The sequence below is a fragment of the Azospira sp. APE16 genome, from assembly GCF_047901315.1.
GTDB lineage: Bacteria > Pseudomonadota > Gammaproteobacteria > Burkholderiales > Rhodocyclaceae > Azospira > Azospira oryzae.
The window spans coordinates 1,476,669-1,488,767 of sequence record NZ_CP179682.1; the positions used below are offsets into that span (position 1 = coordinate 1,476,669).

Consider the following 12,099-nt stretch of genomic DNA (forward strand, 5'->3'; position numbering starts at 1 on the left):
CCGTAGCTGCTTGATTGTTATGGTTTTGCCCTGTCTGGCACGGTTCTTGTAATCGTCCCACCCCAATAAGGGCGCGGCGATCCCCGCGCAACCATGCAAATAGCCCCGTGGGAACGGGGCAACAGACCGAGGGTGAGGCCATGCAAGAGCAAAAACTCCAGTCCCTGGAAATCCACGAGCACGTCATCGAGGCGGCCAAGCGCCTGGAAATGGGCCGCCGGGAATTCCTCCAGTTCTGTACGGCCATGGCCGCCACCCTGGGCCTGCCGGCCGGGGCCGAGGCCGCGGTGGCCGAGGCGGTGGCGGTGAAGAAGCGCCCCTCCGTCATCTGGCTGCACTTCCAGGAATGCACCGGCTGTACCGAATCCATGCTGCGGGCCGAGCATCCCACCATCGAGAAGCTGATTCTCGACGTCATCTCCCTCGACTACCACGAGACCCTCTTCGCCGCCGCCGGCCACCAGATCGAGGCCGCCAAGCAGGCCGCCATGAAGGCCAACAAGGGCCAGTACCTGCTGGTGGTGGAAGGTGCCATCCCGACCAAGGATGGCGGCATCTACTGCAAGGTGGGCGGCAAGACCGCCATCGACATCGTCAAGGAATGCGCCACCGACGCCGCCGCCATCATCGCCATCGGCTCCTGTGCCTCCTGGGGCGGCATGCCTTCCACCGACCCCAACCCCACCGGGGCCGTGGGGGTGAACAAGATCATCGACAAGCCGGTGGTGACCATTCCCGGCTGTCCGCCCAACCCCTACAACTTCCTTTCCACCGTGGTGCACTTCCTCACCTTCGGCCAGCTGCCGCCGGTGGATGAGCTGGGCCGTCCCAAGTTCGCCTATTCCCGCCTGGTGCACGAGAACTGCGAGCGCCGCGCCCACTTCGACGCCGGCCGCTTCGCCATGGAGTTCGGCGACGAGGGCCACCGCAAGGGCTACTGCCTGTACAAGCTGGGCTGCAAGGGTCCCGAGACCTACGCCAACTGTCCCACCATCCTCTTCGGTGACGCCGGCGCCGGCACCTGGCCCGTGGCCTGCGGCCACCCCTGCATCGGCTGTACGGAGCAGGGCGTGGGCTTCCAGAAGCCCATCCACCAGACCGCCAAGGTCATGACCTACGCCCCGCCCGCCTCCTTCCCGCGCATCGTCGAGGAACAGGGCAAGGGCGCCTCCCTCGGTGCCGCCGCCGTGCTGGCTGCCGTGGCCGGGGCCGCCGCCGGGGCCGGGGCCATGGTGGCGAAGAACCTGGGTCTCTCCCACGCCGCCGAGGAGGCCGAGAAGGCCAAGCAGTCTTCCGAACAGAAACCCGCCGAGAAGGTGTGACCATGACTTCCCGTCGCAATTTCCTGAAAGGGACGCTGGCGGGGGGCGCAGCCGCGGCTGCGGTCTCCGTTTCGGTGAGTGGCCCGGCCTGCGCCCGGGACAACAATCCCCAGCCCGAGGGCGCCCTCGGCCTGCTCTACGACGCCACCCTGTGCGTCGGCTGCAAGGCCTGCGTCGCCGCCTGCAAGGAGGTCAATGGCAACCCGGCGGAATTCTCCACGTCTGAACAGCTGTGGGATACGCCCCTGGATACCACCGCCAAGACCTTCAACGTCATCAAGATGTTCCGCAGCGGCACCATGGAGACGAAGGACGATCCGGACAACGGCTACGCCTTCATGAAGACCTCCTGTCTGCACTGCAACGACCCCTCCTGCGTCTCGGCCTGTCCGGTGTCGGCCATGACCAAGGACCCGGTCACCGGCATCGTCGGCTACGACGCCGACGCCTGCATCGGCTGCCGTTACTGCGTTGCCGCCTGTCCCTTCGGCATTCCCAAGTACGACTACTCCTCCGCCACCGGCAAGATCGGCAAGTGCGAGCTGTGCCGCCACCGCCTGCCGGAAGGCAAGTACGCCGCCTGTGCCGAGGTCTGCCCCACCGGCGCCACCCTCTACGGCAAGGTGTCGGACCTCAAGGCCGAGGCCGAACGCCGCCTCTCCCTCAAGCCCGGCACCAAGACCGTGTTCCAGCGCGGCCAGCTGGGGGGCAAGGACCAGAGCTACGAAAACGTGGTGGGCCATTACGTGCAGCACGTCTATGGCGAGAAGGAAGTGGGCGGCACCCAGGTGATCAAGCTGTCCGCCGTGCCCTTCGAGAAGGTGGGCCACAAGCCCCTGCCCGAGCGTTCCGCCTCCTCCAAGTCGGAAACCCTGCAACACACGCTCTACGGCGGGCTGGTGATGCCCCTGGCGGTGCTCGGCGTGATGACCTATTTCGCCAAGCGCAACGTCAAGCCTGACGACGACGAGCTGTAAGGGAGAGATCGCAATGTCTGCACAACAACACGCTGCACCCACCCCCGTCGGCGGCAAGCTGCTGACCCCGGTGACCCTCACCGCGGCGACCCTGATCGTGGTGGCTCTGGCCATCATCCTGGTCCGTTTCGTCTTCGGCCTGGGCGCCGTCACCAACCTCAACGACGGCTACCCCTGGGGCCTGTGGGTGGTGGGCGACGTGGTCATCGGTTCCGCCTTCGCCTGTGGCGGCTTCTCCGTGGCCATGCTGGTCTACATCTTCAACAGGGGCGAATACCATCCCCTGGTGCGCCCGGCCCTGCTGGCCTCTCTCTTCGGCTATACCCTGGCCGGCGTCGGCGTCATCTTCGACCTGGGCCGCTGGTGGAACTTCTGGCACATCCTGACCCCGGGCTACGCCTCGGCCAACTCGGTGATGTTCGAAGTGGCCCTGTGCATCTCCCTCTACATCGTGGTGATGTGGATCGAGTTCTCCCCCACCTTCATGGAAAAGTGGGGCATGCACGAGAAGCGCAAGAAGCTGAACAAGGTGATGTTCTTCTTCATCGCCCTGGGCACCGTGCTGCCCATGATGCACCAGTCCTCCCTCGGCTCCCTGCTGGTGGTGATGGGCACCCAGGTTCATCCCCTGTGGCAGTCCATGGCTTTGCCCCTGATCTACCTGCTTTCCGCCATCACCATCGGCTACGCCGTGATTCTCTTTGAATCCTGCATGGCCGCCGCCGGCTTCCGCCGCCAGATGGAGACCCACATCCTGACGCCCCTGTCCAAGGTCATGCTGGGCATGCTGGCGGTGTTCCTGGTGGTGCGGATGGGCGACCTGCTGGTCCGCGGCGCCTTGCCCCGGGCTTTCGAGGGCAGCCTGCAGGCCCTCATGTTCTGGCTCGAGATGGCCTGCTTCATTGCTCCCCTGGCGCTGCTGGGCAAGGAAGCCTCCCGCCGCAACCCGGCCCGACTCTTCGTCGGCGCCGTGCTGCTGATGCTGGGCGGCGTCCTGCTGCGCATCAATTCCTACCTGGTGGGTTACGAGACCGGCGACGGCTGGCACTACTTCCCCTCCGTCCCCGAAATGCTGGTCACCTTCGGCATGTTTGCCATCGAGGTCTTCGGCTACATCGTCATCACCCGCCGCTTCCCGGTCCTGGCCGCGGAAGACGCTGCTGCACACTAAGAATTCAAGGAGAAACCCAAAATGACCAAGCGCGTAACGATCGATCCGGTGACCCGCATCGAAGGCCACCTGCGGGTGGACGTGGAAGTGAATGGCGGCAAGGTGACCAAGGCCTGGTCCTCCGGCCAGATGTGGCGCGGTGTGGAGAACATCCTCATCGGCCGCGACCCCCGCGACGCCTGGGCCATCACCCAGCGCATCTGCGGCGTGTGCACCACCGTCCACGCCATCTGTTCGGTGCGGGCCGTGGAGGATGCGCTGAAGCTGGAAATTCCGGTGAATGCCCAGTACATCCGCAACATGATCATCACCGCCCACAACCTGCACGACTCCATCGTGCATTTCTATCACCTCTCCGCCCTCGACTGGGTGGATGTGGTCTCCGCCCTGCAGGCCGACCCGGACAAGGCTTCCGCCCTGGCCGAGAGCCTCTCGCCGTGGAACCGCAACGGCAAGCACGAGTTCCGCAAGGTCAAGGAAAAGATCGCCGGCTTCGTCAAGACCGGCCAGCTCGGCATTTTCACCAACGGCTACTGGGGCCACCCGGCCATGAAGCTGCCGCCGGAAGTGAACCTGATCGCCGTGGCCCACTACCTGCAGGCCCTGGAAATCCAGCGCTTTGCCTCCAAGATCGTTTCCGTGCTCGGTTCCAAGTCCCCCCACATCCAGAACGTGGCCGTGGGCGGCGTGGCCAACCCCCTGGCGGTGGATTCCCAGTCCGTGCTGACGGTGGAACGCCTGCTGGCGGTGAAGGAATGGATCGAAAAGCTGGACGAGTTCGTCAAGCAGGTGTACCTGCCCGACGTGGCCGTGGTCGGCGCCCATTACCCCGAGTGGACCAAGATCGGCCGCGGCATCGTGGACTACCTGTCCGTGCCCGACCTGCCCCTGGACGGCAAGGGCACCCAGTTCGCCCTGCCCGGCGGCTACATCCAGAACGCCGACCTCGGCACCTTCAAGCCCATCACCCAGTTCGGCGACAAGTACTTCGAAGCCGGCGTCTCCGAAGCCGTCAAGCACGCCTGGTACTCCTACAAGGATGGCGACAACGCCACCCTGCACCCCTACAAGGGCGAGACCACGCCGAACTACACGGACTTCCAGGACGAGGGCAAGTATTCCTGGCTGAAGTCCCCCACCTTCTACGGCAAGCCCGCCCAGGTCGGCCCCCTGTCCCGCATGCTGGCCATGCTGGCCGCCGGCCACGAGCCCACCAAGAAGTACGCCACCCTGGCCCTGGACACGGTCTCTTCCCTGGCCAAGACCAAGATCGGCCTGGATGCCATGCACTCCACCATCGGCCGCCATGCCTCCCGGGCCGTGGTGGCCTGCGTCCAGGTGGACGAACTGGCCCACCAGTGGGACCTGCTCCTGGCCAACATGGGCAAGGGCGACCTCAAGACCTACAACAAGCCCACCTTCCCCAAGGGCGAGATCGCCGGCGTCGGCTTCCACGAAGCGCCCCGCGGCGTGCTCTCCCACTGGGTGGTGATCGACGACGGCAAGATCAAGAACTACCAGTGCGTCGTGCCCACCACCTGGAACGCCGGCCCGCGTAACGAGAAGGGCGTTTCCGGCGCCTACGAGGCCTGCCTGCTGGACAACCCGGTGGCCGATCCCGAGAAGCCCCTGGAAGTGCTGCGCACCGTGCACTCCTTCGACCCCTGCCTGGCCTGCGCCGTGCATGTGGTGGACAAGGAAAACGACCAAGTGGTGAAGGTCAAGGCGGCCTGAGCCGCCGGTTTGACGGGAAGCGGCGGCGCCGGTGGTGCCGCCGTTTTGTTTGGTGCCCCGGCTGGTCCCGGAGCATTTCTTGCGTTGCCTCAAACCGGCCCGGGGCCGGATTGTTTAAAGTGCCGCCCATGACTACTACCCCCACCATCGCCGTCCTTGGCGTCGGCAACATCCTCCTCACCGACGAGGGCATCGGCGTGCGCATCGTTGACGAGCTGCAGCGCCGTTACTCCCTGCCCGAGCACGTGCTGGTGCTGGATGGCGGCACCGCCGGCATGGAACTGCTGGAGCCCCTGGAAGGCCTGGACAAGCTCATCATCGCCGACGCCGTGCGGGTCGGCCAGCCGCCCGGTTCTGTCGTGCTGCTGCAGGGCGACGAGGTGCCCAAGTTCTTCCGCACCAAGATCTCGCCCCATCAGATCGGTCTCTCCGACCTGCTGGCGGCCCTGGAACTGACCGAGAAGGCGCCCAAGGCGGTGGCCCTCATCGGCCTGCAGCCCGTCTCCCTGGATACGGGCATGGCCCTGACGCCGGAGGCGGAAGCCAAGGTGCCGGAAATGCTGGAACTGGTGCTGGCCGAGCTGGCCAAGGCCGGCGTCGTGCCCCAAGCCATTGAAGGGATCGCCTGATGTGCCTCTCCATTCCCATGCAGATCGTCGAGCTGGAAGGCGAGGAGGGCGAGTTCGCCTGGGTCGAGCGGGGCGAGGGCGAGCACTTCCGCCGGGAGCGGGTGAACATGATGCTGCTCGGGCCCCAGCCCGTCGGCACCTGGATCCTGGCCTCCCTCGGCCTGGGCAAGGAAGTGGTGGAGGAAGAGGAGCGCCTGCTGATCGAGGATGCCCTGGCGGCCCTGGCCGAATCCCTGGAAGGGGACTACGACCCGGCCCGCCACTTCGCCGACCTCAACCGGCAGTAGGGCATGAGTTCCTTCCGCCCCCGCGTACCGGCCTGGACGCCGCCCCCTGCCCGGGAAGGCAAGCCCTGGGCCGATGACCCGGCACCCCGGCTGGAGGAGCACTTCCGGCGCGTGCGCCAGGGCACCATGGCCGGCATGCCTTTCCTCAACGAGGCCCTGGCGGTGGCGGCGATGCCCTTCGCCCGCGTTCAGGGCGACTGGGTCGGCATCGTGCTGACGCCCTGGTTTCTCCACGTCTATCTGCTGCCCGGCGGCGGCGAACTGTGGCAGGACCTGGCCCAGGGCCTGCGCCGCCAGGTGCAGCTGCCGGCCGGGACCATGGATTTCATCGGCGACGAGGACGAGGCCCTGGGCCCGCTGCAGTACTGTGTGCTGCTGGCGCCGGTGCCCCAGTTCGCTACCCAGGACGAAGCCCTGGCGGCGGCCCGGGAAGCCCTGGGCGCCCTGCTGACGCCGCCTCCGGCTGAGGCCGTCTTCACCCCCGCTGCCACCGTCGGCAACGAGGCAGGTGCGCCGGTCGCCACCGCTGCCGGCACTGCCGCTGCGGCCGCCACGGCCGAGAGCGCGGCCGTCAATGACGGGCGGCGGGGCTTCCTGCGGGGCATCCTGGGGCGCCCCTGAAACCCCTTCCCGGCGCCCGCCGGGACTGCCGCAAATGCCACGTCAGGCCTGACGCTGAGGGACGGCGGCGGGCTTTTGCACTATCATGTGCGTGAATTATTTCGCATCCTGCAGCACTCACCGAGCATTTCCCTTCATGAGCAAGGCTTTCACCAAAGAGTCGGACGACGCGGACGAGGACGAACTCGAGCCCGCCCAGCGCCTGCCGATCGGCACCAAGAACTACATGACGCCGGTCGGCCACGCCCGTCTCAAGGCCGAACTGGAGCATCTGCTCAAGGTGGAACGACCGAAGGTGGTGGAGGTGGTGCACTGGGCCGCCTCCAACGGCGACCGCTCGGAAAACGGCGACTACATCTACGGCAAGAAGCGCCTGCGGGAGATCGACCGCCGCATCCGCTTTCTCACCAAGCGCCTGGACAACTCCCTGGTGGTGGATCCCCTGTTGCGGGAAGCCACGGACCAGGTGTTCTTCGGTGCCACCGTCACCATCGCCGACGAACAGGGCCAGGAACAGACCTACACCATCGTCGGGGTGGATGAAACCGATATCTCCCGGGGCCACATCAGCTGGATCTCGCCCCTGGCCCGGGCCCTGATCAAGGCCAGGGAAGGGGATACGGTGCGCTTCCAGAGCCCCATGGGCCAGCGGGAGATCGAGATCGTCGAAGTCCGCTACCTGGCCATCGAGTAAAGACAGAAATCATGCATTACGACCTGCCCATCTCCCAGATCCTGCGGCACGAGCTGCTGGAATGCGCTCCCCAGACCACGGTGGCGGAGGCGGCAGGGCGCATGCACCAGGCCCGCTGCGGCTCCATCCTTGTGGTGGAGCTGGGGGAGGTGCGGGGCATCTGGACCGAGCGGGACGCCCTGGCCCTGAATTTCTCCGACCCCGAATCCATCCATCTGCCGGTTTCCCGGGTCATGAGCACGCCGGTGAAGACCGTGCGGGAAACGGACACCGTGGCCGACGCCGCCATCCGCTTTAAGCAGGAGCGCCTGCGCCACCTGCTGGTGGTGGACCGGGACGGGCGGCGCCTGGGTATCGTTTCCCAGACCGACATCGTGAACCACCAGGGGGTGGAGTTCTACGTGCACATGCGCGACGTGGGCTCGGTGCTGAAGAGCGCCCCCCTGCAGGTGCCCGGCAGCATGCCGGTGGCCGAGGCGGTGCAGCGCCTGCGGGAGGCCCGCAGCGACGCCGCCATCGTGGAGCACAACGGCCATCTGGGCATCCTCACCGGCCGCGACGTGCTGCGCCTGATCGGCCAGGAATCCCTCAACTGCAGCGCCGGCGAGGTGGCCACCTTCCCCCTCATCACCGTGCCGCGCAGTTCCACCCTGTACCACACGCGCAAGATCTTCAACGACCGGCGCATCCGCCACCTGGGGGTGATGGACGAGCACGGCCGCATCACCGGCCTGCTCTCCTACGCCGACATCCTGGACAGCGTCGAGCAGGAATACGTGGCCGAGCTGCGGGCCGCCCTGCAGGAGCAGAGCCAGCGGCTGCAGCAGTCCCGCCACGCCCTGCTGCTGGCCTCCAAGGTGGCCGAGTCGAGCCAGCAGGCGATCATGATCGTCAATGCGGAACGGATCATCCAGTCCATCAACCCGGCTTTTTCCGCCATCACCGGCTATTCCGCCGAGGAGGCGGTGGGCCACGATACCCGCCTGCTCAAGTCCGGCCTCCACGACGCCGACTTCTACCGTCAGCTCTACGCCGACCTGGCGGCCTTCGGCGTGTGGAGCGGGGAAATCTGGAACCGGCGCAAGAACGGCGAGCTGTACCCGGAGAACCTCACCATCACCTCGGTCAAGGGAGAGGGCGGCCAGGTCATCAACTATGTCTGCGTGTTCACCGACATGACCGAGCAGAAGCGGGCCCGGGACGACCTCAAGGAAAGTCACCAGCGCCTGGAGCAGCAGTCCAGCCTGACCGAGATGATCCTGGACACCCTGCCGGTGATGGTCTTCGTCAAGGACGAGGACGGCCGCTACCTGGTCATGAACGAGGCCGCCGCCGCCTTCGTCGGCCACGACAAGCACGAGGTGGTGGGGCGCAGCGATTTCGAGCTGTACCCGGCCGACGTGGCTTCCCGCCTGCGCCAGGACGACATCAAGGCCCTGGCGGCGAAGAAGGTCACGGGCCGGGAAGAGAAGCACCTGACGCCCAAGGGCGAGCGCTACCTGCTCTCCTACAAGCGGGGCGTGGACCTGGGCGGGCGGCGCCTGCTCATCGGCAGCTCCACCGACATTTCCGAGCGCAAGCAGGCCGAGCAGCTGCTGGCCGCCGAGCTCCAGGTGCTGGAGCTGATCGCCAGCGATGCCTCCCTGCAGGTGGTGCTGGACGCCCTGTGCAACCGGGTCGAGTCCCTCATTTCTGACTGCTTCGCCGCCGTCCTCCTGCTGCAGCCGGACAACGGCCACCTGGTGCTGGGCTCCGCCCCCAGCCTGCGCCGCACCTGCCGCGACGTGGGCCAGAACTGCCCGGAAAACCCCGCGGTGTGCGCCTGCGCCGCCGCCATCCGCACCGGCAAGCAGATCATCGCCGAGCACATCGACGATTCGGAACAGTGGCAAGACTGCCGCGACTTCGCCTCGGCCCTGGGGCTGAAGACCGCCTGGTCCACCCCCATCGTCTCCCCGGGCAAGGAAGTGCTGGGCACCCTGTCCCTCTATTTCCGCCAGGGCCGGCGTCCCAACCGCTTCGACAAGGACGTCATCGAGCACGCCTGCCGCCAGGCCGCCATCGCCATCGACCGCAACCGGGCCATGGATTCCCTGCACCGGCTGGCCACCGTGGACACCCTGACCGGCCTCAACAACCGCTCCCGCTTCCTCGACCAGGGGGAGGCGGAGATCACCCGCGCCCGCCGCCTGGGCCGCAGCGTGGCCGTGCTGATGCTGGACGTGGACCACTTCAAGCGCATCAACGACACCCACGGCCACGGGGCCGGGGACGTGGCCCTCAAGATCGTCGCCGCCATCATCGCCCGGGAGCTGCGGGCCATCGACATCTGCGGCCGTCTGGGGGGCGAGGAATTCGCCGTCATGCTGCCGGAAACCGACGGCCAGGGCGCCATGCAGGCCGCCGAGCGGCTGCGCCAGGCCGTGGCCCAGGAAAAGGTGCGGGTGGCCGAAGGCGTCGAGCTGGGCATCACCGTGAGCATCGGCGCCACCATCCTGGCGCCCCAGGATGCCAACATCGACCATCTGCTGGCCCGGGCCGACGGCGCCCTCTACGAAGCCAAGCGCAGCGGCCGCAACCTGGCGCTCTACGCCGCCCCCGGCAACATTCCCTCTTGAAATCCTGATTGCCGTCCCCATTTTCCGGGGCAACGACCGCGCCGGCCCCCGGGCCGGCACGGCGACAACCGTTCGTTCCCACCTTTTACCCACGGAGTCTTGCATGGGCGCACCCAAGGAAACCCTCGGCTTTCAGGCAGAGGTCAAGCAGCTGCTGCAGCTGATGATCCATTCCCTCTACAGCAACAAGGAAATCTTCCTCCGCGAACTCGTCTCCAACGCTTCCGATGCCTGCGACAAGCTGCGCTTCGAGGCCCTCAACAACAACGGCCTCTACGGCGACGATTCCGAGCTGAAAATCCGCCTCTCCTTCGACAAGGCGGCCCGCACCCTGACCATTTCCGACAACGGCATCGGCCTTTCCCGGGAGGAAGCCGTGGCCCACCTGGGCACCATCGCCAAGTCCGGCACCAAGGAATTCTTCGCCTCCCTCTCCGGCGACGCCCAGAAGGACGCCCACCTCATCGGCCAGTTCGGCGTCGGCTTCTACTCCGCCTTCATCGTCGCCGACAAGGTCACCGTCATTTCCCGCCGCGCCGGCCTGGAGCACAACCAGGCGGTGAAATGGGAATCCGAAGGCGCCGGCGACTACTCCGTGGAAATGGTGGAGAAGGCCGGCCGCGGCACCGACGTCATCCTGCACCTGAAGGACGGCGAGGACGACTTCCTCAATGCCTGGAAGTTGAAGTCCATCATCCGCAAGTACTCCGACCACATCACCCTGCCCATCGTCATGAAGGCGGAGAAGTGGGACGAGGAGAAGAAGGAACAGGTCCTCACCGACGAAGACGAGACGGTGAACCAGGCCAACGCCCTGTGGGCCCGCCCCAAGAGCGAGATCACGGAAGAGCAGTACCAGGAGTTCTACAAGCACGTCGCCCACGACTTCGAAAATCCCCTGGGCTGGATCCACGCCAAGGTGGAAGGCAAGCAGGAATACACCCAGCTGCTCTACATCCCCGCCCGGGCCCCCTTCGACCTGTGGGACCGCAACGCCCGTCACGGCGTCAAGCTTTATGTGAAGCGCGTCTTCATAATGGACGATGCCGAGCAGCTGATGCCGCTTTACATGCGCTTCGTGCGCGGGGTGGTGGATTCCGCCGACCTGCCGCTCAACGTCTCCCGGGAAATCCTGCAGCAGAGCAAGGACATCGAGACCATCCGCGGCGGCTGCGTGAAGAAGGTGCTGTCCCTGCTGGAAGGCATGGCCGACAGCGACGACGCCGCCGAGAAGGAAAAGTACGCCGGCTTCTGGAAGGAATTCGGCAATGTGCTGAAGGAAGGCGTGGGCGAGGACTTTGCCAACAAGGAACGCATCGCCAAGCTGCTGCGCTTCGCTTCCACCCACCACGACACCACCGAGCAGAACGTCTCCCTGGCCGACTACGTCTCCCGCATGAAGGAAGGCCAGGAGAAGATCTACTACGTCACCGCCGAGACCTTCCTCGCCGCCAAGAACAGCCCCCACCTGGAAATCTTCCGCAAGAAGGGCATCGAGGTGCTGCTGCTCTCCGACCGCGTCGATGAATGGGTGGTGGGCCACCTCACCGAATTCGACGGCAAGCCGCTGCAGTCCGTGGCCAAGGGCGGCCTGGATCTGGGCAAGCTGGAGGACGAGGCCGAGAAGAAGGAGCAGGAAAAGGAAGCCGGCGAGTACAAGGAACTCACCAACAAGGTGAAGCAGGCCCTGGAGGCCCGGGTCAAGGACGTGCGCATCACCCACCGCCTGACCGATTCCCCCTCCTGCCTGGTCTCCGACGAGCATGACCTCTCCGGCAACCTGGCGCGCATGCTCAAGGCCGCCGGCCAGAAGGCCCCGGAGGTCAAGCCCATCCTGGAGATCAACCCCCACCATCCGGCGGTGCAGCGCCTGAAGTATGAGGAAGCCCGCTTCGACGACTGGGCCAACCTGCTCTTCGAACAGGCCCAACTGGCCGAAGGCGGCCAGCTGGAAGACCCGGCCGGCTTCGTCAAGCGCATCAACGACCTGATGCTGGCCCTGTCCCTGGGCGGCAAGTAAGTCCGCCGCCAGGGCAGGCGAGGGCG

The 12,099-nt window shown here is 66.2% G+C and carries 10 protein-coding genes; all 10 read left to right on the forward strand.

Annotated features, from left to right (window positions below; genetic code table 11):
- Window positions 1-140 precede the first annotated feature (140 nt).
- The 10 genes from ACLSSQ_RS07200 to htpG all read left to right on the forward strand — a co-directional run bounded on the left by ACLSSQ_RS07200 (window position 141) and on the right by htpG (window position 12,073).
- Window positions 141-1,322 (forward strand): hydrogenase small subunit, encoded by a 1,182-nt coding sequence (locus ACLSSQ_RS07200; protein WP_014238027.1) that lies wholly within the window; start codon window positions 141-143, stop codon window positions 1,320-1,322.
- Window positions 1,323-1,324: 2 nt separating this feature from the next.
- Window positions 1,325-2,299, forward strand: coding sequence for a hydrogenase 2 operon protein HybA (hybA, locus tag ACLSSQ_RS07205; protein ID WP_416244165.1), 975 nt, complete (start codon window positions 1,325-1,327; stop codon window positions 2,297-2,299).
- A 13-nt stretch (window positions 2,300-2,312) separates the two neighbouring features.
- Window positions 2,313-3,470: a Ni/Fe-hydrogenase cytochrome b subunit gene (gene hybB / locus ACLSSQ_RS07210; protein ID WP_014238025.1), complete on the forward strand. Its 1,158-nt coding sequence runs from the start codon at window positions 2,313-2,315 to the stop codon at window positions 3,468-3,470.
- A 21-nt stretch (window positions 3,471-3,491) separates the two neighbouring features.
- Entirely contained in the window at window positions 3,492-5,204 is a 1,713-nt protein-coding gene (locus ACLSSQ_RS07215) for a nickel-dependent hydrogenase large subunit (protein WP_014238024.1), read from the forward strand.
- Between the two features lie 128 nt (window positions 5,205-5,332).
- Entirely contained in the window at window positions 5,333-5,833 is a 501-nt protein-coding gene (locus ACLSSQ_RS07220; RefSeq protein WP_287873707.1) for a HyaD/HybD family hydrogenase maturation endopeptidase, read from the forward strand.
- Entirely contained in the window at window positions 5,833-6,120 is a 288-nt protein-coding gene (gene hypC / locus ACLSSQ_RS07225; RefSeq protein WP_014238022.1) for a HypC/HybG/HupF family hydrogenase formation chaperone, read from the forward strand. Before ACLSSQ_RS07220 ends, hypC begins: the two co-directional genes overlap by 1 nt.
- 3 nt (window positions 6,121-6,123) lie before the next feature.
- Window positions 6,124-6,741 carry a [NiFe]-hydrogenase assembly chaperone HybE gene (gene hybE / locus ACLSSQ_RS07230; protein ID WP_416244166.1) on the forward strand — a complete coding sequence of 206 codons (618 nt, stop codon included), beginning with the start codon at window positions 6,124-6,126 and terminating at the stop codon, window positions 6,739-6,741.
- A 136-nt stretch (window positions 6,742-6,877) separates the two neighbouring features.
- The gene (gene greB, locus ACLSSQ_RS07235) at window positions 6,878-7,435 is read left to right on the forward strand and encodes a transcription elongation factor GreB (protein WP_014238020.1); all 558 of its coding nucleotides are present in this window, start codon (window positions 6,878-6,880) and stop codon (window positions 7,433-7,435) included.
- Between the two features lie 11 nt (window positions 7,436-7,446).
- Window positions 7,447-10,053, forward strand: a complete 2,607-nt coding sequence (locus ACLSSQ_RS07240) for a diguanylate cyclase (RefSeq protein ID WP_416244167.1) — start codon at window positions 7,447-7,449, stop codon at window positions 10,051-10,053.
- A 103-nt stretch (window positions 10,054-10,156) separates the two neighbouring features.
- Window positions 10,157-12,073 (forward strand): molecular chaperone HtpG, encoded by a 1,917-nt coding sequence (gene htpG, locus ACLSSQ_RS07245; protein WP_416244168.1) that lies wholly within the window; start codon window positions 10,157-10,159, stop codon window positions 12,071-12,073.
- Window positions 12,074-12,099 lie beyond the last annotated feature (26 nt).